Below are 23,592 nucleotides of genomic sequence, written 5' to 3' on the forward strand. Positions count from 1 at the left end.
GGAAAACGGAGGATCGTGACGAACCGATGATGTTGCGCTCCCACGGCAAGTCCAGAGCGCGAGCGGGGCGACCGGCCAGAACCCCCCGATGACGGGACCTTAGGGCCGCGCCAGCGGCTCGCCGGCGAAGACCGTCGTATCGCAGGCGAAGCCCTGATCTGCAAGCGTCGCGCATGCGCCGTCGGCCTCGGCCCGTGTGGTGAAGGGGCCAGCGACCAGATCATACACCCCGCCGTCGTCGTCCGACTTGACGGCGCGGCCAGTGAGCCGCGCGAGCGCCTGCGGATAGCGCGCGACGAGCGCGCTCCACCGACGCCGGACGGCGTCCATCGAAACGTCCGGTCCGAGCGAGACGGCGAAGGCTCCGGTCCGGGTCTCCGGCGTATGACCTATGGAGCCGGTGACGTCGCCCCGGGTGGACGCGCGGGCGGCGAGCTTGAGTTCGCCGAGGCCGCGCTCAAGCCTGCCGAGGCGCTCGGCGAGCTCGGCCCGCTCGGCCGCCAGCGCCGCCATCTCGCGCTTGAGCTGCAGACCCTGATCCGAGGCGACCATCCGCTCGCGGATTTCGCCCCGGGCGCTCCAGGCGGTCGCCGCGGCGGCGGCGAGCGCGACGGTCATCAGCGCGCCCCAGATCACGGTGGGAGCGACCGGCGAAAGATGGGTGACGGCGGCCGGACGGTCGTCGATGCTGCGATGGTTCAAGCCCGCTCCTGCGCGCCGGGAGAATCAAAGAGAGGATAGCTTGAGTCGCGGCTTTCACAGCGTGTCGAGGCGCGCCCGACGGGTTGCGGCCGGCGGCTCGAGCCGCCACTGTCTTCCCGCCGCTTCGGTCCCCTCCGCTGCTCTTCGTCCTTATCGCCAGAGTCCGACATGTCCGCATCCGCTCGCAGCTGCCTCACCGTCGTGCTCGCCGCCGGCGAGGGGACGCGGATGCGCTCGACGACGCCGAAGGTGCTGCATCAGGCCGCCGGCAGAAGCCTTCTCGCCCATGTGCTCGCGACCGCGCGGGCGGCTGGCGCAGATGCGCTCGCGGTGGTCGTGGGTCCCGATCGCGAGGACGTGGCCGCGGAGGCCGCCAAGGTCGCGCCGGGCGCCAGCGTGTTCGTGCAGGAGCAGCGCCGCGGAACGGCGCACGCCGTGCTCGCCGCACGGGAAGCGCTGCGGCAGGGCTTCGACGACGTGCTGGTGGTCTATGGCGACACCCCGCTTGTGCGGACCGAGACCCTTGAACGTCTCCGCGCCCCGCTCGCCCACGGGGCGTCGGTCGTGGTGCTCGGCTTCGAGGCGGAAGACCCGACCGGCTACGGCAGGCTGATCTCGCGGGGCGAGAGCCTCGTGGCGATCCGCGAAGAGAAGGACGCCAGCGACGAGGAGCGCGCGATCAAGCTCTCCAACGCGGGCATCATCGCGATCTCCGGCGCGCACGCGCTCGACCTGCTCGACAGGATCGGAGACGACAACGCCAAGCGTGAATTCTACCTCACCGACATCGTCGAGGTCGCCGTGATGAGCGGGCTCGCGGTCGCCGCCGAGGCGGCGCCCGAGGCCGAGGTGCAGGGCGTCAACACCCGCGCGCAGCTCGCGGCGGTCGAGGCCGCCTTCCAGCGCCGCCTGCGCGCGGCCGCGATGGACGAGGGCGCCACGCTGATCGCGCCGGAGACCGTGTTTTTCTCCCACGACACCGTTCTCGGGCCCGACGTCACGGTGGAGCCCAACGTCGTGTTCGGTCCCGGGGTGGTGGTGGCTGAAGGCGCCGTGATCCACGCCTTCAGCCACCTAGACGGCGCCTATGTCGGCCCGGGCGTCTCGGTCGGCCCCTTCGCCCGGCTGAGGCCGGGGACGCAGCTCGCGGCAGGCGCGCGCGTCGGAAATTTCGTCGAGATCAAGAACGCCGAAGTCGGCGAGGGCGCAAAGGTCAACCACCTCGCCTATGTCGGCGACGCCAGCGTCGGCCCGCGCGCCAATCTCGGAGCGGGCACGATCACCTGCAACTATGACGGCTTCGCCAAGCACCGCACCACGATCGGGGCCGGTGTCTTCATCGGCACCAACTCCTCGCTCGTCGCGCCGGTGACGATCGGGGAGGGGGCCTATGTCGGCACAGGCAGCGTGGTGACCGACGACGTGCCGGCCGACGGCCTCGCCATCGCGCGCGCCCGCCAGGTCACCAAGCCCGGTCGCGCCGCGAGGCTCAAGGCCGCCCTGAAGGCCGCGAAGGCCCGCGACTGACGGGACTCAAGGGCGCGCCATGACGGCGGCCCCGGCCCAGGCCGCCGCGCCTTGGGCCGCTGCGACCGCTGTCGCGAACGTCGCCTGAAGCAGGTAGCCGCCGGTCGGCGCCTCCCAGTCCAGCATCTCGCCGGCGAGGAACACCCCCGGCCGCCGCTTCAACATGAAGCGCTCGTCGAGCTCGGCGAAGCGCACGCCGCCGGCCGTCGAGATCGCCCGGTCGAGCCCCTGGACGCCCGTCAGACGCAAGGGAAGCGCCTTGATGGCGCGCGCCAGCGCCTCCGGCACCGCCTCGCGCGGACCAAGCTCCCGGAGCAGCGCAATCGCGACCGGCGAGAGATACGCCGCCTTGCGGAGATGAGTGGAGAGCGAGCGGCTGCCGCGCGCCGCGGCGAGCTTCGTCGAGAGCGCGTCGAGGCTCAGATCCGGCCGCAGGTCGAGCAGCGGGGTCGCCTCGCCGTCGCGGTCGATCGCCTCGCGCAGCCGGCGCGAGAGCGCGTAGATGAGCCCGCCCTCGATCCCGGCGCGGGTGACCATCGCCTCGCCGCGGGCCGTCTCGCCCTCGAAGCTCAACGCCGCGCGCTTGATCGGCTCGCCGGCGAAGCGCTCGACGAAATGTTCGGACCACCGCGCGAGGAATCCGCAATTCGCGGGCCGCAGCGGCGCGATATCGACTCCGAGTTCGCCGAGCGGCTCGACCCAGCCGGCGTCCGATCCAAGACGGGGCCAGCTTGCGCCGCCGAGCGCGATCACGGTGGCGGCCGGTCGGACGCGCAGCGGCCCGTCGGGCGTGTCGAACACGAGGCCGCCATCGTCGGCGAAGCCGGTCCAGCGTCGCCTGGTTTCGATCTCGACGCCTTGCTCTCCGAGCCGCCCGAGCCAGGCGCGCAGCAGCGGCGAGGTCTTCAGGCTCTTCGGGAACACCCGTCCGCTCGTGCCGACGAAGGTCTCGACGCCGAGCCCCTCGCACCAGCGCGTGAGCGCCTGCGCAGAGAAGGCGTCGAGCGCGGCGCGAAGCGCGGCCGCGGCCTCGCCGTAACGCCCGAGCATGCGCTCGGCGGGTTCGGAATGGGTGAGGTTCAGCCCGCCTCGCCCGGCGAGCAGGAACTTGCGCGCAACCGAGGGCATCGCCTCGAAGACCGTGACCGCGCAGCCGGAGGCCGCCAGCCGTTCGGCGGCCATCAATCCCGCGGGACCCGCCCCGACGACGGCGACCTCGGGCGCGACGTCCGGACGAAGATCGTCCCCGTCCAACGAATGAAGCACATGCGCCCTTTCTATTTTCGTAGTTCCAGCCGGCATAGGACCAAGTGTCACCGTGGCGATTCTCTATTCCTTAAGCCGCGCTTGCTAAACGGGGATGTTGGATCGACCGGGTCCGATGTCCGCTCCGCGGCTGCTGACGGCAAGGTCGACGCGCTTTCTAAGGCCGCGGCCACGAGGTGTCCGGAACGACATGGCGCTGATCTGCATCCTCGACGACCGGATCACCAACCGGAATATTTTCGGGAAGCTCGCTGCGTCGATCGAGCCGAACGTCGTGGTGCGGACTTTCGGCAATCCGATCGAGGCGCTCGCCTGGCTCGCCGATAACACGCCCGACCTGGTGGTCACCGACTTCAAGATGCCGGACCTCGACGGAGCGGAGTTCACGCGCCGCTTCCGCGCGCTCAAGGGCTGCGAGGACGTGCCCGTCGTCGTGCTGACGGTTTACGAGGAACGCAGCTTTCGTCTGAGCGCGCTCGAGGCCGGCGCCACGGACTTCCTGCAGAGCCCGGTCGACCACCACGAATTCCTCACCCGCGCCCGCAATCTACTGAAGATGCGCCGCCAGCAGCTCGTGATCGCGAGCCGCGCGGTCTCGCTGGAGAACGAGCTTCGTTCGAGCGAACGCTCCCGGGAGCAGGCGCTGCGGGATTCCTCGGAACGCCTTGCGCAGGTGATCGACACCGTTCCCGCCATGATCAGCGCGTCGGATCGTTCGGGCCGGTGCATTTTCGTCAACGCCTACCAGGCTGCGATGAAGGGGCTGGAGCCTTCCGTGCTGCTCGGCCGCACGGCCGTGGACATCTTCGGCCCCGAACATGGCGGCCGCAGCGCCGCGTTGGATCGCCTGATCTGCGAGAGCGGCGCGCCGATGCCGAGCTTCGAGGAGGAGATGGTCACCCGCGGCGGCGAGCGGCGCTATTTCCTCACCACCAAGGCGCCGCTGCGTGACGCCACGGGCGAGATCGTCGCAGTGCTCACGACCTCGCTCGACATCTCCGATCGCAAGCGCGCCGAGCGGCATCTGAGGCATCTCGCCCATCACGACGCGCTGACCGATCTCGCCAACCGCGCCCTGCTGAACGAACGGGTCCGCCACGAGATCGCAAACGCTCGCCGCAACGATTGCAAATTCGCGGTTCACCTGTTCGACCTCGACCGCTTCAAGGGCATCAACGACGTGCTCGGCCACCACGTCGGCGATCGGCTGCTGAAGGCGGTCGCCGACCGGTTGCGGGCCACGGTGCGCGAGACCGACACCGTCGCCCGGCTTGGCGGCGACGAGTTCGCTATCCTCCAGACCAATGTCATGGCCGTCGAGGACACCGCCGAGCTCGCGGGCCGCGTACGTGAGGCGCTCGCCGTTCCGTTCCTCTTCGAAGGCAAGGAGGTCTCGACGTCGGCCAGCATCGGCATCGCGCTGTTCCCCGACAACGGCTTCGATGTCGACGATCTGCTGAAGAACGCCGATCTCGCGATGTACCGCGCCAAGGCCGACGGGCGCGACGGCTACCGCGCCTTCGTCGCCGACATGGACACGACCGCGCGCGCGATCACGGTGCTGGAGAGCGACCTTCGCCGCGCGCTTCTCCGGCAGGAGTTCGAACTGCACTACCAGCCGCAGGTGGCGCTCTCGACCGGCCGCATCGTCGGCGCCGAGGCCCTGATTCGCTGGCGGCGCGAGAGCGGCGATCTGATCAGCCCCGCCGACTTCCTGCCGCCAGCCGAAGAGAACGGCCTCATCGTTCCGATCAACGAGTGGGTGCTGCGCGAGGCCTGTTCGCAGGCCGCCTCATGGCCGGCCGCCGGCCTGCCGGCGCTGCGGATCGCGGTGAACCTCTCCGGCGTCCAGTTCCGCAAGGTCGACGTCGAGAAGGTGGTGTGCGCCGCGCTCGACGAATCCGGGCTCGATCCGAAGCGCCTTGAGCTCGAGCTGACCGAGACGATCCTGCTGCAGGACACTGACCTCGTGGTGTCGCAGCTCAAATCGCTGCAGCGGCGAGGCGTGACCTTCTCGATCGACGATTTCGGGACGGGCTATTCGTCGCTCGCCTACGTCAAGAACTTCCCCGTCGACCGGCTGAAGATCGACCGCAGCTTCATCGACAACCTGCGCAACGACGTGAACGACGCGGCGATCGTGCGCGCCATCGTCAGCCTCGGGCACAGCCTCGACCTCGACGTCATCGCCGAGGGCGTCGAGACCGCGGCGCAGGTGGCCCATCTTCGCGCCGAGGGCTGCGACGAGGTGCAGGGCTACTACTTCGGACGCCCGATGCCGGCCGCGGACTTCGTCGACCTGGTGCGCCGGGAGACGCTGCTGGTCCGCAGCGCATGACGTCCTCGGGCGCCGCGAAGACCGCGCTGCGGACCCTTGATCGCGCCAAGTCTTCGATCCGGGCCCGTCTCGCCGGCCGGCCGGACCGCGAGCACGAGATCGTCCTGAACCGCTTCGTCATCGCGATGCTGGTGCTCGGCTATGTCTCGCTCGCGGGCTCCAACCCGTCGGTCGTCCAGCTCGCGAGCCTGTTCGCCGGCTCAGCGGCGCTTTTTTTCGTTCACATGCTGTTGCGCCCCGGAACCTCGGTGATCCGCCAGCGCATCGGCATCGTCGTCGATCTCGAGGTTTTGTCCTACGGGATGCATCTCGGCGACGCGACGACTGCGATCCTCTATCCGCTCTATCTCTGGGTCATCTTCGGCAACGGCTTCCGCTTCGGCCTCTCCGCGCTGCGCTTCGGCACCGCGGCGGGAGTGATCGGTTTCGCGGTCATGATCGCCACGACGCCATTCTGGAGCGACAACCTGCGTCTGTCGCTGGGCCTGCTCTCCGGGCTTGTCGTGCTGCCGCTCTATGCTGGAACGCTGATCAAGAAGCTGCAGGACGCCAAGGACGTCGCCGAGGAGGCCAGCCGCGCCAAGAGCCAGTTCCTCGCAAGCGTGAGCCACGAGCTGAGGACCCCGCTCAACGCCGTGATCGGCATGACGGGCCTGCTCGAGGAGACGGAGCTCGGCGACGAGCAGCGCGACATGGCCCGCACCGCAGGCGACGCCGGACGGGCGCTGCTCGGCCTGATCGACGACCTGCTGAACTTCAGCCGCCTCGAGGCGGGCCTCATGCCGACCAACATCGGCGCTTTCGACCTGCACGACATGCTCGCCTCGGCGCGCGGCATGCTGGCCACCCAGGCGCACGCCAAGGGCCTCCGGCTCGGCCTGCACGTGACGCCGCGGACGCCTTACCGGCTGCGCGGCGACGCCCGAAAGATCCGCGACGTGCTCGTCAACCTTATGAGCAACGCCGTGAAGTTCACGGCGACCGGGGGAGTGGTCGCGAGCGTCGACATGATCAGCGGCCCGGAGGAGCGCCCGCGGTTGCGCTTCGAGGTCTCCGACACCGGCATCGGCGTGGCGCCCGAGGCGCGCGCGCGGATCTTCGAGAGCTTCACCCAGGCGGACGAAACGATCATCAACAGCCATGGCGGCACCGGCCTCGGCCTCGCGATCTGCCGACAACTGATCGAGCTGCAGGGCGGCCGCATCGACGTGGAGAGCGAGCCGGGGGTCGGCAGCGTGTTCTGGTTCGAGCTCGATCTCGAACTCGATCTGGACGCCGCCGCGGAGGAGCCGCGGGCGGCGGCGACCGTCGCGCTCGCCGCGACCGAGGAGCGCGCCGAGGCGTTGGTCCGCTCGCTCGCCTCCGCGGGGGTCGCCGCGTCGGCCGCAGTCGACATCCGCTCCGCGCTGCGTCTGCTGCGCGCCGAGGCGTATCAGGGACGATGCGTCGTGGTGATCGACGGCGAGGAGACAAGTCTCGACGGGGAGGCGCTCGCCCGCGCGATCCGCGCCGCCGACCGTGAGGAGCGTATCGAAGTCGTGCTCGTCAGCCCGCGCATGCCCTTGGGCCTTCCGGATGTGGAGCTTCGCCTGCTCTGCGCGTCAGCCGCCGCCGCGCCCAATGCGGAGGCGCTCGCCGCAATGGTGCGGATCGCAAGCGTCGGCTCGGCGGGACGCATCGCAGCCCAGGCGACGCCCATCGCCGCGCAAACGACGCATCGCCTCGCGATTCTCGTCGCCGAAGACAACCGGACCAACCAGAAGGTCATCACCAAGGTGCTGGAGCGGGCCGGTCACGATGTCCGCATCGCCGAGAACGGCGAATTCGCGCTCGACGCTCTGACCGAGCGGACCTTCGACATCGTCCTGATGGACGTCAACATGCCGGTGCTCGACGGGATCGAATGCGCCAAGCTCTATCGCTTCGCCTCGATCGGGAAGAAGAGGACGCCGATCGTCGCGCTCACCGCGGACGCGACCCCCACCGTGCGGGACCGCTGCCTTGCGGCTGGCATGGACGCCTGCCTGACCAAGCCGATCGAACCCGCGCATCTGCTCGCCACGATCTATGAACTCACGGGCGTCGCGACCGGCTCCGCGCTGGAGGAGGCGGAGCGCGCGACGGCGCAGCAGCAGGCGGCCGACGACGAGATCGTCTCGAACATCGCGAACCATCCGAACTTCCGCTCCGCCCGCCGCACGGTGGTCGATCGCGGCGCGCTGAGCGAGCTCGAGGAGCTTGGGGGGCGCGAGTTCCTGCGCGATCTTGTCGACGCCTTCATCGACGACGCCGCGGCGTCCCTGCGAACCCTGCACGAGGCGGCCGAGAGCGGCGAGGCCGCGACCTTCCGCGAGCAGGCTCACGCTCTGAGGAGCGGCGCCGCAAATATCGGCGTGCGCGGGATGTACGAGCTCTGCCTGGCCTACAGGAACATCGACGCCCGCGATCTCGCCACCAACGGCATAGACCACGTCCGGCAGTTGGAGGCCGAGTTCAACCGCGCCTGCAAGATCCTGCGCCACCACTTCCCCGAGCGCGAGGAGAGCCGCGGCGCCTAAGCCTCCGCGGCGACCTTGACGCTCATGCGCTTGTCCTGCGCCGAGCTCAGGCGCTCCATCTTTCGCAGGTCCGCGGGATCGACCGCGAGCGCCGCGTCGACCCAGATGTCGACGATGTCCCGCAGTTCCTCATAAGGCAGCGGCCACACCCGCTGGCTCGCCTTGTAGATGGCGGAGAGACCGTTCCGGCGCCTCATGTTCCGCGCGATCAGACGATGGGTCTCTGCGACGCCGTCGCCCGGCTCGGCCAGCACCTGGACGACGCCCATGGCGTGCAGCTCCTCGGCGGTGAAGATCTGGCCGCTCATGACGAGCTTCTCGGCCTGGCCGAGCCCGATCCGGCGCGCGAGCAGGCTGAGCGCTCCCATCCCGGGGAACAGGTTGAAGAGGATTTCGGGCAGGCCGAACTTCACGCCCCGCTCCGCCACGATCATCTGGCAGGACAGCGCCGTCTCGAACCCGCCGCCGAGCGCGTCGCCCTGCACCAGCGCGATGGTCAGCACCGAGTGGCCGAACCCGATCGCGTTGTCGTGCAGGACGTCGATGCAGGCGTAGGCGTAGGTTCGCAGCGCCTCGCGGTCCCGCTCGCGGATCCAGTGCGCGAACCGGTCGAGATCTCCGCCCAGATTGAAGACGCCCGGCAGGCGGGAGCACAGCACGGAATGGGTGAGCGGCGCCGGCTCGTCGGCGTCCGCGGTCCGGAAACTTTCGTGGATGGCGTCCGTGTAACTCTTGAGGTCCCGCAAAAGGCCGGGCGTAAAGCTCGGCGCGTCGGCGGGATTCATCCAGCACCAGGCCGTACGAAGCCCGGCGTCATACTCGAGGTCGACCTCCGTGCAGGACAGATCGCTTAGGATCGCCGCTCCGCGGGGCGCATGATGCGGGGCCCCGCGAACTCCCGCTTGGGCGCTCCCCGATCCCAAACGAAACTTTCGGCGAGCGAACCCGAGCGGGAATGAGGGACGTCCGCGCAGATCGATCGTCGCCGACATTGCGCACTCCAGATGCACACAACCCAGAGGCGTATACCGCCCCCCTCAACTGGATATTAACGTTTTATTTACCCATTTCAAATCCAGGCGGCGGCGAACGCTAGTACTGACGTGTGGCGGCGCGAGTCCTACTCAACCGCGAGATGTCGAAAGCGTCGTAGAAATGCTGTTCCAACTTGGGATTTGTTGAATTCTGAAGAACAGCGTCAGGATCTGAGCGCGTCGGACAAGGATATTGGCGACCCGCGAGGGAGTTTTCGGCGCGCCCGAAGGCGCAGTCCGGTTTGCCGCAACGCGGCAGGCCCCTGGGTTGTTTGCCGACGGACGATCCTGTTGACCGTGCGATGCGCTTCAGGACTGCTATGCAACGGGTGGGAACCGCGACAGACATGATATAATCAACGAAAGTGGCGCGACGGTATGCCGCAGTCCAGAACTGTGATCCTCCGCTCCAGCGCAAAAGCAGGGCTTCGATTACGATGGCATTTCTCCGGTGGCTGCTCGCTCCGCTGTGGGCCGCCCAGATCTTCACGGGCGCAAAATCTTTCGCCGACAACCGCATTCTCGGAAGCGCGGCGCTGAATCGGCGCGGTCTCCACGTCTGGCGCGTGCGGCTCGCCAATCGCATGGCGGCTCGCCGCCGCGCAAGTCTCGCGCACAGGGTCGCGGCGTCCGACCGGGCCGCCTTTGAGCGCGACGGCTTCATCGTCAAGCATGACTTTCTGCCGGAGGGCCTGTTTCAAGACCTCGCCGCTGAGCTCGAGAGCGTCGACGCGCCGGCGCGCGAGATGAAGCAGGGCGACGCCGTCACCCGTCGCATCGCGCTCGATCCGCAGAATCTGAAGCGGATGCCCGCCTGCGCCGCCGTCCTCGACATGCCTGAGTTCCAAAATCTCACGCGCTACGTCGCGAGCTTCGACGCGGAGCCCGTCGTCTACGTGCAGACGGTGTTCGCGCAGGTCGATCGGTCCGCGACCGATCCGCAGACGGCGGTGCATGCCGACTGCTTTCACCCGACGATGAAGGCCTGGCTGTTTCTGCACGACGTCGAGGAGGATCTCGGCCCCTTCGTCTATGTCCCCGGCTCGCACCGGCCGACGCCCCGCAAGCTCGCCTGGGAGCGGCGGATGAGCGTGCAGGCCTCGTCGCTTGACCGGCTGTCTTCGCGCGGCTCGTTCCGCGTCGCGCCGGAAGACCTGAAGCGCATGCGTCTGCCCGAGCCGAAGAAGTTCGCGGTGCCGGCCAACACGCTGATCGTGGGAGACACGTCCGGCTTCCACGCGCGCGGCAAGAGCGTGCGGCCATCGACGCGCGTCGAGATCTGGGCCTATTCGCGCCGCAACCCGTTCCTGCCCTGGGCGGGCGGCGACCTCTGGTCACTCAAGCCGCTGCGTCGCCGGCAGGCGCCGCTGGTCTGGGGCCTGCTCGACCGGTTGGAGCGGTTCGGCCTCGGCCGCAGCCCGTGGCGGAAGGCGGGCACGGTCACGGCCGCCGCTCCGCCAGTGGCGCGTCGGTGATGAGCCCGGCGTCCCGGCCGCGGGCCAAAAAGGAGACGCGCAGACCGGGCAGGTCAGCGACGAACTGACGGGCGCCCTATCTCAAGCGCGGCGCCGCCAGCTGCCGGCTCACCGCGGCAGGAGCGGGGAGGCCGACCCTCACCATTTGCCGGTATTGGCCATCGACGCCCAAGGCTCGGCCGGCGGTTTAGCCTCCCCCTTCTGCAGCAGCTCGATCGAGACGTTGTCGGGGGAGCGGACGAAGGCCATGCGGCCGTCGCGGGGAGGGCGGTTGATGGTGACGCCGGCGGCCATCAACGCCTCGCAGAGCGCATAGATATCCTCGACCTCATAGGCGAGGTGGCCGAAATTGCGGCCCTCGCCATAGACCTCCGGGTCCCAGTTGTAGGTCAGTTCGATCTGCGCGTCGCGTTGCCCGGGCGCTGCGAGAAAGATCAGCGTGAAGCGACCCTGCTCGCTTTCGGTGCGCCGCACCTCTTCCAGCCCGAGCTTGGCGCAATAGAAATCGAGCGAGGCGTCGATGTCGCTCACGCGGACCATGGTGTGGAGGTATTTCATCGTCGATCTCCGGACGGGGCGCCGCTGAGGTAGCTATGGAGCGGGACGACCAGCGCAAGATCGAGCGCCTCGGGACGCTGCTTCGCAGCATGCGCCGGGGCGTCGCCTTCACCGGAGCAGGCTTGTCGACGGGATCCGGCATTCCGGACTTCAGGAGCCCGGGTGGGCTCTGGACCCGGCATCGGCCGATCGACTTCGACTCGTTTCTGTCCTCCGCCGAGTCGCGGCGAGAGGCGTGGCGCCGAAAGTTCGCGATCGACGACGCGACGAACGGCGCGGCGCCGAACGCCGCCCATCGCGCCGTCGCGCGTCTGGTGGAGCAGGGCGGGATCGCGACTGTCGTCACGCAGAATATCGATGGGCTTCACCAGGCGTCCGGCGTGACCGGAGAGAAGCTGATCGAGCTTCACGGCAACGGAACCTACGCGACCTGCCTCGACTGCGGCGCGCGTCATGAGCTCGCCGAAATCCGGCCCGGCTTCGAGGCGACGGGCGAACCTCCAGCGTGTCGCATCTGCGGCGGGTTCGTCAAAAGCGCCACGATCTCCTTCGGCCAGCCGATGCCGGCGGAGGCGATGCGGCGCGCGCAGGACGCGGCGCGCGAGGCGGACGTGTTCCTCGTGCTGGGCTCTTCGCTCGTGGTCTATCCCGCTGCGGCGCTTCCGGTTTCGGCCAAGCAGGCGGGCGCCGCGCTGGTCATAGCGAACCGCGAGCCGACCGACCTCGACCCTATCGCCGATCTCGTGCTTCGGACAGATCTGGTCGCGCTGCTCGCGCCGTTCGCCTGACGCGGCTTAACCCGATCTTCGCCCTAAAGACGGCCGAGCGCCTTGATTGGGCCATTTTTCGCTTCCCCCGCGGGGATCGGGTGCTATCGTCTGGGCGAACGAGTCGAGGCCACGACTCTCGTTTGGTGGTGTATCCGGGCGGGCGATTCGTATGTGTGCTGACAGGGCCAGGAGCGAGTCTCCTGACGCAGACGATCGGCCCGACGCTCTGTCGGAGGCCGGGGCCGTAGACCTGTACGAGGTCTCGGGGACCATCAAATGGTTTGACGTGGCCAAGGGCTACGGCTTTGTCGTGCCCGACAATGGCGGCCCCGACGTTCTGCTTCACGTCACCTGCATGCGCCGCGACGGCTTTCAGACCGCGAACGAAGGCGCCCGCATCGTCTGCGAGGCGCAGCTGCGCTCGAAGGGCGCCCAGGCGTTCCGCGTGCTCTCGATCGACGACAGCACCGCACGGCATCCGGGCGAGCTGCCGCCGCCGCGCACCCACGTCTCGGTGACGGCGACGAGCGCGATGGAGCTCGTCGAGGTGAAGTGGTTCAACCGGCTGCGGGGCTTCGGCTTCCTGACGCGCGGGGACGGGTCGCCCGATATTTTCGTGCACATGGAGACGTTGCGCCGCTTCGGCATCATGGAGCTGAAGCCCGGACAGAAGGTGTTCGTGCGCTACGGGCCGGGACCCAAGGGTCTGATGGCGGCCGAAGTCCGGCCCGACGGTCCGGGCGGCGCTCCGGCGTCGCATTGACGCCGCATCCCGCGCGCGTCACCTGATAGTCCATGACGATTTTCAGGCGTTACCCGATCGCGCTCGCTCTCGTGGCGCTCCTCTTCGCAGCCCCGGCTTTCGCAGCGCCGGCGGAGAAGCTGACCTTCGAGACCGCGACCGGCGCGCATGACTTCATGGTCGAGGTCGCGACCACCCCGGAGGAGCGCGAGGTCGGGCTGATGTATCGCCGCTCGCTCGCGCCCGACCACGGCATGCTGTTCGATTTCGGCAAGGTCGACGACGTCGCGATGTGGATGGAGAACACCTATGTCGCGCTCGACATGGCCTTCGTCGGGGCGGACGGAAAGGTCACGCGGATCGAGGAGAACGCCGAGCCGCTGTCGACGCGCATCATCTCATCCGGCGGGCCGGTGAAATACGTCGTCGAATTGCTGGCGGGCACCGCGAAGCGCATCGGGCTCAAACCGGGAGACAGGGTGATCCACCCGAAGGTCGGCGCGTAAAGCCTGACATGACGCGCTGGATAGTCGCCTATTTCGCCGCCGCCGCGGTTTTTCTCGCCGGCGATTTCCTGTGGCTCGGCTTCGTGGCTCGAGGCTTTTATCGCGCTCAACTTGGCGGGCTGATGGCCCCGCAGCCGAACATCGCGGCAGCGGTCGCTTTCTACGCCCTCTACGTCCTCGGCGTCGTCTATTTCGCGATCGGCCCGGCGTTCGCGACCGGCGCGTGGAGCACCGCGCTGCTCACGGGGCTGTTTTTCGGCCTGATCGCCTACGCGACCTACGACCTCACGAATCTCGCGACCCTCCGCGATTGGCCGGCGGCGCTCAGCGTCGTCGACATGGCGTGGGGCGCCCTGCTGACGGCGGTCTCGGCGACGGCGGGGTTCCTCATCGCGAAGGCTCTGACGGCGGCCTGAGCCTCAGATCTGCTTCACGCCGCCGCTCGGCACGCCGAGTCGCTCGAGATCCGCGGCGGTCAGCGGCTGCAATGGCGCGCTCGGCACCGAGGCGCCGTAGGGAATCGCCTTGCGCGCGGCCGCACGGTCGGGGATCGCCGCCGCCCACGAACCGCTCTTGGCGCGCTCGTCGCCTTTGAGGTTCGCGAGCGGCAGCGTCAGGCGCCATCCGGCGGGGGCTTTGGGGTCGACGGGCGTCGCGGTCATGAGTTTGCGGTCTCCCGGGGTTCAGCCTGCGCCATCGTCGTTCTCGCTGCTCAGCCGGTCCACCGGGATCGACCCCCCTCCGGAGGCGATGGCGAGCTGGCCGCTGACGGACTCCCGCAAGGCGGCGTTGATGCGATCCTGCCAGCCGGGGCCGTCGCCCTGGAAGATTTCGAGCACGTCCTTGTCGAGTCTCAGCGACACGAGTTCGCGGGCGCCCGGAATCCCGGGGCGCGCCTGGGGCGACGGCGCGGGGGGAGCCGGCTGCTTCGGCCGGAACGCGGCTTCCGCCGCGGCGCGATGATCGGTTGGGCGGCGGGACATGGCCGGGAATCTCCTGAGAGCGCGGACCGATGATAGAGCAGTCGCCGCCGCCCTGTCGTCCGGAACGAGCGCCCGCCGTGTGATCGCTCGCGGGCTCAAGCTGTTAGGGAATTCTGGCGACCCCGGGTGGATTCGAACCACCGACCATCAGCTTAGAAGGCTGGTGCTCTATCCGGCTGAGCTACGGGGCCGCGGCGGACGCTCAGTGCGTCCAGGGTTCGGGAATGTTCGAGCGGAAATTGTCGGCGTAGGCCATCACCCGCGGCGCGGCTTTCTTCGGCTCCTCGACGCGGTAGGCGAGCCCCTCGCGCGTCGCGTAGGCGATCGCCTCCTCCTTGGTGTCGAAGAACAGCCGGACCTGCTGGCGCATGTCGGCCGACGAGGTCCAGCCCATCAATGGCTCGACACGCCGAGGCTCGGCGAGCTCATGCTCAAGAATCCACCGCTTCGTCTTGGCGACGCCGGACTGCATCGCGGTGCGGGCGGGCTTGAAGATGCGCGCCGTCATGGGCGTCTCTCTCGCGTTCGGGGACGCTGGTCGGGGCGACACGATTCGAACATGCGACCCCCTGCTCCCAAAGCAGGTGCTCTACCAGGCTGAGCTACGCCCCGAGACCAACCGACGCTTCGGGTTATGCTGGATCGCCGGCGGTTCGGCAACCGTCATCGGCGAAGTGGGCTTCCCCTGATCGGCGCCTGCGCCTCCCGGCCTCCCGCATGCGACGCCTCCACAGCCCGGCAGCGGCAGGAGGACTTTGGCGCCCGCCGCTTTCCGGCTATCTACGGGCCTCGCCGTTCGGGGAGCGGTCGAAGAGGTCACGCGAGTCCGGAGCCGAATGTGACGACAGAGCCTTGGCGCATAGGCGTCCTGTTCTCGACGACGGGGGTGACGGCGAACATCGAGCGGACGCAGCTGAACGCCACGTTGCTCGCCGTCGACGAGATCAACGCGGCCGGCGGCGTCCTCGGCCGCGAGATAAGGCCGATCGTCTGCGACGGCGCGTCCGACCCGCGCCAGTCCCGGGCGCTCGCCGAGCGCCTGACGATGTCTGACGGCGTCAGGCTGCTGTTCGGCTGCTACATGTCGAGCGTCAGGAAGGCGGTGCTGCCCGTCATCGACGGCTTTCGCGGCGCTCTATTCTATCCGACCTTCTACGAAGGCTTCGAGTTTTCGCAGCAGACGATCTATACCGGCGCGGCGCCCAACCAGAACGCTTTCCAGCTCGCAAAGTACCTGCTGGAGAAGCACGGTCAGAGATTCCTCTTCGTGGGGTCGAACTACATCTACCCCTACGAGACAAATCGCATCATGAGCGATTTCGTCGTGCAATCGCGCGGCAAGGTCGTGGACGAGATCTATCTCCCGCTCAACGCGGACGCAGGCGACCTGAAGCGCACGATCAAGCGGATCGGCGATCTGCGGCCCGACGTCGTGTTCTCGACCATCGTCGGCCAGGCGACGGCCCCGTTCTATGCGGCCTACGCCGAGGCGGGTTTCTCTCCCGCGACGATGCCTATCGCGAGCCTGACCACCTCGGAAGCGGACGTCGTCGAGATGCCTGCCGGCGTCGCCGAGGGGCACATCTCCGCTGCGACCTTCTTCGCGACCCTCGGGACGCCCGCCGCCCGCAAATTCGTTTCGGCCTACAGGCTGCGCTTCGGCGCCGATGCGCCGATCCCTTCGGCCGCCGAGGCCGCCTATTTCCAGACCCACCTCGCCGCGGCGGCGTTGGAGCGGGCCGGCACCGACGATCCAAGGCGCGTGCTGGCCGAGGTCAAGGAGATCGAGTTCGACGCCCCCCAGGGGCGGGTGCGGATCGACGCCGACAATCACCACACCTATCTCTGGCCGCGGGTCGCCCGCCTCGACTCCGAAGGCAGGTTCCAGATCGTCTGGAATCCCGGCGTGCGGGTGAAGCCCGACCCCTATTGCGTCTCTCAGAGACTGGACGACTGGTCAGCCGACTTCGTGGACCCGGCTCCAGAGACCCGCACGGGGCTTTGACCAGGGATGGCCATTCAGATCCTTCGGGACATCAAGGGACTCAGAGTCCAGGTGATCCACGCCAACGACGCGGAAGGCCAGGAGCTCGTCGATCATCTGAAGCGCATCGGCTGCTTCGTCGAGACGACATGGCCCGCGCCGGAGGTCTTCGCCGAAAACGTTGACCTCGTCCTGCTCGCAATCGAGCAGGAGGACCGCGACGCGCTGCGCAAGCTTTTCAAGTCGCGGTCCGACGCGTCGCCGACGCTGATCGCGATCGTGGGCTACGAGAACCCCTCGACGCTCGCGATCGTGCTGGAAAGCGGCGCCTTCGCCGTGGTCGAGCGGCCGGTCAAGCCGTTCGGACTGCTGACGCAGATCGCGCTCGCCCGGACGCTCTGGTCCGAACGCAAGGACCAGGACAAACGAATCCGCAAGCTTGAGCGCAAGCTCACAAGCATCCAGCAGATCCAGAAAGCCAAGTCGATCCTGATCGCGGGACAGGGCATCTCGGAGGAGGAGGCCTACAGCTCGATCCGCCGCCAGGCGATGGCCAAGCGCGTCTCGATGGAGGAGATGGCGACGGCCATCATCCGCGCGAACGAGCTATTGAACTTTCGACCGGATGATGCTTAGCTCGCTGCGTTGCTTGGCTGCGGCGTAGCGGTCGGTGACTTTGCCAGATCATCAATGATGTTGATCCGGCGCGGCGATGTAGCCCGACAAGTCCTCTTGCAGGATTTGGCGGGCTTTTTTGTTTTTTCTGACGCTAACGACAGCGCTGTCGTCCGCGTCCACAGTCGAACACGTCCGGACATCCGCCGCGCGACAGACGCCACGGGCCGGTCGGCCATAATTCTTGAGAACGCCCGGACTGCGCCGCAGCAGTATCGCCGTCCGCGACCCGAAGCGTCCGTTCTGTCCCCCGCGACCGCCCTGCGAACATTAGGAGAGACCTGAATGATCCACGGAGACATCGGCTCGAGCAACGACACCGTCGGCGTCGCCGTCGTGAACTACAAGATGCCGCGGCTTCACACCAAGGCTGAAGTGCTCGCCAACGCGCAGAAGATCGCCGACATGGTGGTGGGCATGAAGTCCGGTCTGCCGGGAATGGATCTCGTGATCTTCCCGGAGTATTCGACGCACGGCATCATGTACGACTCCAAGGAGATGTACGAGACCGCCTCGGTGATACCGGGCGAGGAGACCGAGATCTTCGCCGAGGCGTGCCGCAAGGCGAAGACGTGGGGCGTGTTCTCGCTGACCGGCGAACGCCACGAGGAGCACCCCAACAAGGCGCCCTACAACACCCTGATCCTGATGAACGACCAGGGCGAGATCGTGCAGAAGTACCGCAAGATCATGCCCTGGGTGCCGATCGAGGGCTGGTATCCCGGCGACTGCACCTACGTGTCCGACGGGCCGAAGGGCATGAAGATCAGCCTGATCATCTGCGACGACGGCAACTATCCCGAGATCTGGCGCGACTGCGCGATGCGCGGCGCCGAGCTCATCGTGCGCTGCCAGGGCTACATGTATCCGGCCAAGGAACAGCAGATCATCATGGCGAAGGCGATGGCCTGGGCCAACAACACCTATGTCGCGGTCGCCAACGCCACCGGCTTCGACGGCGTCTACTCCTACTTCGGCCACTCCGCCATCGTTGGCTTCGACGGCCGCACGCTCGGCGAATGCGGAACGGAAGAATACGGGATCAACTACTCGCAGCTCTCGGTTTCGCTGATCCGCGACCACCGCCGCACGGGCCAGTCGAACAACCACCTGTTCAAGCTGGTCCACCGCGGCTACACCGGCATGATCAACTCCGGCGATGGCGACAAGGGCGAGGCGAGCTGCCCGTACGACTTCTACAAGCGCTGGATCGCGGATCCAGAGGGCACGCGCGAGATGGTCGAGGCGATGACGCGACCGACCGTCGGCGTCGACGAGTGTCCGATCGAGGGGCTGCCGGACGCGACGACCGTCCATCGCTGACCTTCGCCCGCCCAGGCGGGCGCTTCGGCGCCGCCCGCCTGGGCGGCGCCTTCCGTTTCAGGGCAGAGGACCGGCCTGACATGCTGCATATCGATCGTATCGCCGGGGATCGCGCCGACCCGGCGTGGCGGGAGCGCATTCACCATCTCGAGCATCACGGCGCGGTTGATGAAGTGACGATCCCGAACGCCGACATGGCCCGCCGACGGCTGCGCATCACCACGCCGAAGGGCGAGGACCTCGCCATCGCGCTGCCGCGCGACCAGAAGCTGTTCGATGGCGCGGTGCTGCTGGCCGACGACAATCGCGCCATCGTGGTGCGGGCGGAGGTCGAGCGCTGGCTCCGGCTGCAGCCTCGATCGATCGCGGAGGCGATCGAGCTCGGCTATCACGCCGGCAATCTGCACTGGCGCGTGCGTTTCGAAAGCGAATGCCTGCTGGTCGCGCTCGAAGGCCCGGCCGACGCCTACTACGCCCGGCTGGACACGCTTTTCTCGGGCCGCTCGATCAAGGGCTCGATCGTCACGGGGGACATCGCCGCGTGATCAGCCAGCTGCTGGCGATCTGGCAGGCGGACGCGGCGTTTCCGAGCGGCGGCTTCGCATTCTCGAACGGGCTCGAGGGTCTGGCGGCGGCGGGAGACCGGCTTTCCTCAGACGAGCTCGAAGCGGTCGTCGAGGCCGCGCTGCGCCGCCGCTGGGCGACGGCCGACCGCGTCGCCCTCGCGCGGGCCTTCGAAGCGGCGAACGACCTCGATGCCGTCGCCGAGATCGACCGGGAGGTTGAGGCCACCATGCTGGCGGAGCCGTTCCGTCTCGGCTCACGCCGCAACGGCGCAGGCCTGCTGGCGGCGCACGCCAGGATCGGCACGCCCGGGGCTCGGGATTGGCAGGCGCGGGTCCGCGCGGGCCGCGCGCTCGGCCATCTCGCCACGACGCAAGCGGTGGTGTGGAGCGGGGCAGGGCTCGATCGCTCAGGCGCCGTGCTTGCGTCCGGCTACATGGCGGTCTCCGGTTTCATGACCGCCGCAGTGCGGCTCGGGGTGATCGGCGCGATCGCGGCGCAGTCGACGGTCCGCAAGTTGCTGCCGGTGGTCGCCGAATTGGCCGCGACGCCTTTGCCCGGCCGGATCGAAAGCTTCAGCTTTCGGCTGGACATCGCGGCGACCCGACACGCGCGTGGCGACCTTCGCCTGTTTGCGAACTGAACGCGAGGAATCCGCATGCTGTTGACGCCGACCGAACTCGAACGCCTGACGATCTACACCGCCGCCGAGCTCGCTCGGAAACGGCGGGCGAAGGGGCTCAAGCTGAACCATCCGGAGGCGATCGCGCTGATCACCGACGAGATCCTGGAAGGCGCGCGCGAGGGCCGATCGGTCGCGGACCTGATCGGCTTCGGCGCGACCGTGCTGAACGGAGACGACGTGATGCCGGGCGTGCCGGCGATGGTCCAGATCCTCCAGGTCGAATGCATGTTCCCGGACGGCACCAAGCTCGTCACGGTCCACGAGCCGATCCGTCCTGCCGAGAACTCGGCGCCCGATCCCGTCCAGCCCGGCGAATCCCTGCCGCTCGAGGGCGAGATCGAACTGAACGAGGGCCGCGCCCGCGTCTCGCTCACAGCCGTCAACACCGGGGACCGGCCGATCCAGATCGGCTCCCACTTCCACTTCTTCGAGGTGAACAGGGCGATGGAGTTCGACCGGGCGGCCGCTTTCGGCATGCGGCTCGACATTCCTGCCGGCACGGCGGTCCGCTTCGAGCCGGGGCAGGGCAAGGACGTGACGCTGGTCGCCTTCGGGGGCGCACGGTTCGTCGGCGGCCTCAACGGCCTGTCGGACGGCGACACAACGACCGAGGCGGCGAAGGACGCCGCCCTCGCCAAGGCCCGTGCGGCCGGCTTCCGCGGCGCCTGAGGGAACAATGGTCAAGATCGCCCGCAAAGACTATGCCGCCCATTATGGTCCGACCGTCGGCGATGGCGTCCGGCTCGGGGACACCTCGCTCGTCGCGGTGGTGGAGAAGGATTACGCCGTCTACGGCGACGAGTGTCTGCACGGCGGCGGCAAGACGCTGCGCGACGGGCTGGGGCTGGCCGCTGGCGTCACCAACGCCGACGGCGCGCTCGACTTCCTGCTCTGCAACGCCACCGTGATCGACGCGGTGCTCGGAGTCGTGAAGGGCGACATCGGCATAAAGGACGGACTGATCGTCGGGATCGGCAAGGCCGGCAATCCCGCGATCATGGACGGCGTCGACCCGCGCCTCATCGTCGGCGCCGGGACCACGGTGCGTGACTGCGAAGGCCTGATCGCGACGGCGGGCGCCATCGACGTGCATGTCCATTTCGACAGCGCAGGCCTGGTCGATCACGCGATCGCAAGCGGCGTCACCACCATGCTTGGCGGGTCGCTCGGGCCGATCACGGTCGGGATCGATTCCGGGGGACCGTTCAACACCGGCAAGATGCTGCAGGCGTCCGAGGCCTGGCCGATGAATTTCGGCTTTCTCGGCCGCGGCAACAGCCACATCCCGGGCTCCCTCAGGGAGCAGCTCGAGACCGGATGCCTCGGCCTCAAGATCCACGAGGACTGGGGCGCGATGCCGGCGACGATCGACGCCTGCCTGCGCTCGGCGGACGAGCTCGACTATCAGGTGCAGCTGCACACCGACACGCTGAACGAGAGCGGATTCCTTGAGGACACGGTCGCCGCGATCGGCGGCCGGACGATCCACATGTATCACACCGAGGGCGCCGGCGGCGGCCACGCGCCGGACATCATCCGCGTCGCAGGCCTCGCGAACTGCCTTCCGTCGTCGACGAACCCGACCAATCCCTACACGGTCAATACGTTCGACGAACACCTCGACATGACGATGACCTGCCATCATCTCAACCCGGCGATCCCGGAGGATGTGGCGTTCGCGGAAAGCCGGATCCGCGCCCAGACCATCGCCGCCGAGGACGTGCTGCACGACATCGGCGCGATCTCGATGCTCGGCTCCGACAGCCAGGGCATGGGCCGCATCCATGAGGTGGTCTGCCGGACGTGGCAGCTCGCCTCCAAGATGAAGGACCAGCGCGGCCTGCTGCCGGAGGAGAAGGCGGGCTTCGGCGACAACGAGCGCATCAAGCGCTACATTGCGAAATACACCGTCAACGCCGCCCGCACGTTCGGCATCGCCGAGCATGTCGGCTCGCTCGAGGACGGCAAGATGGCCGACATCGTGATCTGGCGTCCGGCGTTCTTCGGGATCAAGCCGGAGCTGGTGGTCAAGGGCGGCTTCATCGCCTGGGGCGCGATGGGCGACAGCGCCGCATCCCTGATGACCTGCGAGCCCGTGCTGCTGCGCCCGCAATGGGGGGCCTACGGGAAGGCCGCGCCGGCGCTTTCGGCCTGCTTCGTCCACCCGCTCGCGATCGCCCGCGGACTGCGGGAGGAGCTCGGGATATCGAAGCGTCTGCTGGCCGCCGGCGGAGTCCGCTCGCTGACCAAGGCCGACATGCTGCACAACGACGCCTGCCCGAACATTCGCGTCGACCCCCAGACCTTCGACGTCTTCGTCGACGGGGAACTGGCGACCTGCGAGCCCTCGACGGTGCTGCCGCTCGCCCAACGCTACATGCTGAGGTGACCGGAGATGCTTGAATTCGCGCCCGGCGCCGACGTTCGCCGCCAGACCGCTTCCGCGGCCCGGATCGGGGTCGGCGGACCGGTCGGCTCCGGCAAGACGGCGCTGATCGAGCGGCTGATCCCGGTTCTGCGCGGCCGCGGCGTCGACCTCGCGGTGGTGACGAACGATCTCGTCACCAAGGAGGACGCCGAGCGGTTGCGCCGCTCCGGCCTGATCGAGCCCGAGCGGGTGTCCGCGGTCGAGGCCGGCGCCTGTCCGCACACCGTCATCCGAGAAGATCCGACGCTCAACATGGCGGCGGGCGACGACCTCGAAGCCCGCTTCCCCGGCCTCGAACTCGTCGTGTTCGAATCCGGCGGCGACAACCTAGCCTCGACCTTCTCGCTCGACCTCGTCGACTGGTGGATGTTCGTCATCGACGTCGCGGGCGGCGACGACATCCCCCGCAAAAGGGGGCCGGGCGTACTGAAATGCGATCTGCTGGTCGTTAACAAGACCGATCTCGCCCCGCATGTCGGCGTCGACCTCGAGGCGATGCTGGGCGAGGCGATAGCGGTGCGCGGCGATCGCCCGGTCATCGCCACCAACGCCCGGAGCGGCGAGGGAGTGGAGGCCGTCGCCGACATGATCGGCCGGGCGGTGCTGTTCAGCGAATGAAGCCAGCGGACTATGCGGAGGGGCCGGGCGTGGTCGGGCGGTCGCGCCGCGCCGAGCTGGTCTTCGGGCGAGGCGGCGGGCGCTCGGCGCTCATGCGCCAGATCGCGCCCTATCCCTTCCACGTCACGCGGCCGTTCGCGCTCGACGCCGCGAGGTCCGACCTCGCGACGCTCTATCTTCAGTCCGCATCGGGCGGGATCTATCGGGGCGACAGGCTCGACCTCAGCCTTGAGGTCCGCGCCGGGGCGGCCGCGCACGTCACCAGCCAGGCGGCGACCGTGGTGCACGACACCGGCGCCGAACGCGCCCGGCAGTCGACGCGGATCGTGGTCGGGCCGGACGCCTTCGCTGCGCTCACGCTCGACCCGCTGATCCTGTTCCCCGGCGCGGCGCTGACCGTCGAAACCGCCATCGAGATCGCGGACGGCGCGCTCGCGATCCTCATCGACGGCGTCGCATGGCACGATTTCACCGGCGAGGGCCGACCCTTCGGCTCGCTGGTCACGGAGACGACCGTCCACGATCCGGCCGGCCGGCTTCTGCTCGCCGATCGCTCGTCCATCACGGGCGAGGAGCTGTCGGCGGCGTCCGGGCTGCTGGGCCCGGAGCGCGGAGCCTACGGTTCAGCCCTGTTGCTGGGCGTGGCGGAACGCCTCCCGGATCCCGCTGCGATCGAGGACGCTCTCGACGCGCTCGGATGCCACGCGGCCTCCAGCCCCTTGCCGAACGGCGCGGGGCTCGGCGTGCGGATGGTCGCGGCGAACGGCGGGCGTATAACGGCGGGGGTCGAGGCGATCTTCGCGATCGCCGTCGAGGCGATGCTCGGCTTCACGCCCGCGCGTCGCCGGAAGTGACA

General features: G+C 68.4%; 24 protein-coding genes and 2 tRNA genes. 17 read left to right on the top strand and 9 right to left on the bottom strand.

From position 1 onward, the window contains the following. Nucleotides 1-99 precede the first annotated feature (99 nt). Entirely contained in the window at nucleotides 100-702 is a 603-nt protein-coding gene (locus PKE75_RS02565) for an SPOR domain-containing protein (RefSeq protein ID WP_271167125.1), read from the bottom strand. Nucleotides 703-870: 168 nt separating this feature from the next. Between PKE75_RS02565 and glmU the strand changes: the two genes are divergently transcribed. Beyond that, the gene (gene glmU, locus PKE75_RS02570; RefSeq protein WP_271167126.1) at nucleotides 871-2,229 is read left to right on the top strand and encodes a bifunctional UDP-N-acetylglucosamine diphosphorylase/glucosamine-1-phosphate N-acetyltransferase GlmU; all 1,359 of its coding nucleotides are present in this window, start codon (nucleotides 871-873) and stop codon (nucleotides 2,227-2,229) included. 6 nt (nucleotides 2,230-2,235) lie between these two features. Here glmU and PKE75_RS02575 read toward each other — a convergent pair whose 3' ends face one another. After that, nucleotides 2,236-3,495 (bottom strand): TIGR03862 family flavoprotein, encoded by a 1,260-nt coding sequence (locus PKE75_RS02575; RefSeq protein ID WP_271167127.1) that lies wholly within the window; start codon nucleotides 3,493-3,495, stop codon nucleotides 2,236-2,238. A gap of 190 nt (nucleotides 3,496-3,685) precedes the next feature. On the opposite strand from PKE75_RS02575, the gene PKE75_RS02580 reads away from it, so the two are divergent. Then, the gene (locus PKE75_RS02580; RefSeq protein WP_271167128.1) at nucleotides 3,686-5,833 is read left to right on the top strand and encodes an EAL domain-containing protein; all 2,148 of its coding nucleotides are present in this window, start codon (nucleotides 3,686-3,688) and stop codon (nucleotides 5,831-5,833) included. Next, a complete protein-coding gene (locus PKE75_RS02585; protein ID WP_271167129.1) occupies nucleotides 5,830-8,391 on the top strand; it encodes a hybrid sensor histidine kinase/response regulator in 2,562 nt (853 codons plus the stop codon). The genes PKE75_RS02580 and PKE75_RS02585 overlap by 4 nt, the downstream gene beginning before the upstream one ends. On the opposite strand, the gene PKE75_RS02590 is transcribed toward PKE75_RS02585, so the two are convergent. Beyond that, nucleotides 8,388-9,248, bottom strand: a complete 861-nt coding sequence (locus PKE75_RS02590; RefSeq protein ID WP_428979097.1) for a crotonase/enoyl-CoA hydratase family protein — start codon at nucleotides 9,246-9,248, stop codon at nucleotides 8,388-8,390. The two genes, PKE75_RS02585 and PKE75_RS02590, sit on opposite strands and share 4 nt — an antisense overlap. A 614-nt stretch (nucleotides 9,249-9,862) precedes the next feature. On the opposite strand from PKE75_RS02590, the gene PKE75_RS02595 reads away from it, so the two are divergent. After that, a complete protein-coding gene (locus tag PKE75_RS02595; RefSeq protein ID WP_271167131.1) occupies nucleotides 9,863-10,900 on the top strand; it encodes a phytanoyl-CoA dioxygenase family protein in 1,038 nt (345 codons plus the stop codon). Nucleotides 10,901-11,038: 138 nt separating this feature from the next. Here PKE75_RS02595 and PKE75_RS02600 read toward each other — a convergent pair whose 3' ends face one another. Next, a complete protein-coding gene (locus PKE75_RS02600; RefSeq protein WP_271167132.1) occupies nucleotides 11,039-11,458 on the bottom strand; it encodes a VOC family protein in 420 nt (139 codons plus the stop codon). A 35-nt stretch (nucleotides 11,459-11,493) separates the two neighbouring features. Here PKE75_RS02600 and PKE75_RS02605 point away from each other — a divergent pair, with 35 nt between their 5' ends. The 4 genes from PKE75_RS02605 (at nucleotide 11,494) to PKE75_RS02620 (ending at nucleotide 13,892) form a co-directional block, all read left to right on the top strand. Beyond that, nucleotides 11,494-12,246 carry an SIR2 family NAD-dependent protein deacylase gene (locus tag PKE75_RS02605; RefSeq protein WP_271167133.1) on the top strand — a complete coding sequence of 251 codons (753 nt, stop codon included), beginning with the start codon at nucleotides 11,494-11,496 and terminating at the stop codon, nucleotides 12,244-12,246. Nucleotides 12,247-12,397: 151 nt separating this feature from the next. Continuing rightward, complete coding sequence (locus tag PKE75_RS02610) at nucleotides 12,398-12,991, top strand: cold-shock protein (protein ID WP_271167134.1); 594 nt, start codon at nucleotides 12,398-12,400, stop codon at nucleotides 12,989-12,991. A gap of 32 nt (nucleotides 12,992-13,023) precedes the next feature. Continuing rightward, entirely contained in the window at nucleotides 13,024-13,476 is a 453-nt protein-coding gene (locus PKE75_RS02615; protein ID WP_271167135.1) for a DUF192 domain-containing protein, read from the top strand. An 8-nt stretch (nucleotides 13,477-13,484) separates the two neighbouring features. After that, nucleotides 13,485-13,892, top strand: coding sequence for a DUF2177 family protein (locus PKE75_RS02620; protein ID WP_271167136.1), 408 nt, complete (start codon nucleotides 13,485-13,487; stop codon nucleotides 13,890-13,892). Nucleotides 13,893-13,895: 3 nt separating this feature from the next. On the opposite strand, the gene PKE75_RS02625 is transcribed toward PKE75_RS02620, so the two are convergent. From PKE75_RS02625 to PKE75_RS02645, 5 genes are all read right to left on the bottom strand, one after another. Further along, nucleotides 13,896-14,138, bottom strand: coding sequence for a hypothetical protein (locus PKE75_RS02625; RefSeq protein ID WP_271167137.1), 243 nt, complete (start codon nucleotides 14,136-14,138; stop codon nucleotides 13,896-13,898). A 21-nt stretch (nucleotides 14,139-14,159) separates the two neighbouring features. Beyond that, nucleotides 14,160-14,459, bottom strand: a complete 300-nt coding sequence (locus tag PKE75_RS02630) for a BrnA antitoxin family protein (RefSeq protein ID WP_271167138.1) — start codon at nucleotides 14,457-14,459, stop codon at nucleotides 14,160-14,162. Nucleotides 14,460-14,573: 114 nt separating this feature from the next. Next, nucleotides 14,574-14,650 (bottom strand) — tRNA-Arg (locus PKE75_RS02635). An 11-nt stretch (nucleotides 14,651-14,661) separates the two neighbouring features. Continuing rightward, complete coding sequence (locus tag PKE75_RS02640; RefSeq protein ID WP_271167139.1) at nucleotides 14,662-14,967, bottom strand: ETC complex I subunit; 306 nt, start codon at nucleotides 14,965-14,967, stop codon at nucleotides 14,662-14,664. Nucleotides 14,968-14,994: 27 nt separating this feature from the next. After that, nucleotides 14,995-15,071: transfer RNA gene (locus PKE75_RS02645), tRNA-Pro, on the bottom strand. 226 nt (nucleotides 15,072-15,297) lie between these two features. On the opposite strand from PKE75_RS02645, the gene PKE75_RS02650 reads away from it, so the two are divergent. The 9 genes from PKE75_RS02650 (at nucleotide 15,298) to PKE75_RS02690 (ending at nucleotide 23,590) form a co-directional block, all read left to right on the top strand. Beyond that, nucleotides 15,298-16,464, top strand: a complete 1,167-nt coding sequence (locus PKE75_RS02650; RefSeq protein ID WP_271167140.1) for a transporter substrate-binding domain-containing protein — start codon at nucleotides 15,298-15,300, stop codon at nucleotides 16,462-16,464. Nucleotides 16,465-16,470: 6 nt separating this feature from the next. Next, a complete protein-coding gene (locus PKE75_RS02655) occupies nucleotides 16,471-17,079 on the top strand; it encodes an ANTAR domain-containing response regulator (RefSeq protein ID WP_271167141.1) in 609 nt (202 codons plus the stop codon). Between the two features lie 324 nt (nucleotides 17,080-17,403). After that, nucleotides 17,404-18,441 carry an aliphatic amidase gene (locus PKE75_RS02660; RefSeq protein WP_271167142.1) on the top strand — a complete coding sequence of 346 codons (1,038 nt, stop codon included), beginning with the start codon at nucleotides 17,404-17,406 and terminating at the stop codon, nucleotides 18,439-18,441. A gap of 80 nt (nucleotides 18,442-18,521) precedes the next feature. Continuing rightward, the gene (gene ureE / locus PKE75_RS02665; RefSeq protein WP_271167143.1) at nucleotides 18,522-18,986 is read left to right on the top strand and encodes an urease accessory protein UreE; all 465 of its coding nucleotides are present in this window, start codon (nucleotides 18,522-18,524) and stop codon (nucleotides 18,984-18,986) included. After that, nucleotides 18,983-19,648, top strand: coding sequence for an urease accessory protein UreF (locus PKE75_RS02670; RefSeq protein ID WP_271167144.1), 666 nt, complete (start codon nucleotides 18,983-18,985; stop codon nucleotides 19,646-19,648). Before ureE ends, PKE75_RS02670 begins: the two co-directional genes overlap by 4 nt. Nucleotides 19,649-19,663: 15 nt before the next feature. Then, complete coding sequence (locus PKE75_RS02675; protein WP_271167145.1) at nucleotides 19,664-20,359, top strand: urease subunit gamma; 696 nt, start codon at nucleotides 19,664-19,666, stop codon at nucleotides 20,357-20,359. A 7-nt stretch (nucleotides 20,360-20,366) separates the two neighbouring features. Then, entirely contained in the window at nucleotides 20,367-22,079 is a 1,713-nt protein-coding gene (gene ureC / locus PKE75_RS02680; protein ID WP_271167146.1) for an urease subunit alpha, read from the top strand. 6 nt (nucleotides 22,080-22,085) lie between these two features. Then, nucleotides 22,086-22,736: an urease accessory protein UreG gene (gene ureG / locus PKE75_RS02685; RefSeq protein WP_271167147.1), complete on the top strand. Its 651-nt coding sequence runs from the start codon at nucleotides 22,086-22,088 to the stop codon at nucleotides 22,734-22,736. After that, nucleotides 22,733-23,590, top strand: coding sequence for an urease accessory protein UreD (locus PKE75_RS02690; RefSeq protein WP_271167148.1), 858 nt, complete (start codon nucleotides 22,733-22,735; stop codon nucleotides 23,588-23,590). The genes ureG and PKE75_RS02690 overlap by 4 nt, the downstream gene beginning before the upstream one ends. Nucleotides 23,591-23,592 lie beyond the last annotated feature (2 nt).

This window comes from Hansschlegelia plantiphila (genome assembly GCF_027922265.1).
In the GTDB taxonomy this organism is placed as follows: Bacteria; Pseudomonadota; Alphaproteobacteria; order Rhizobiales; family Methylopilaceae; genus Methylopila; species Methylopila plantiphila.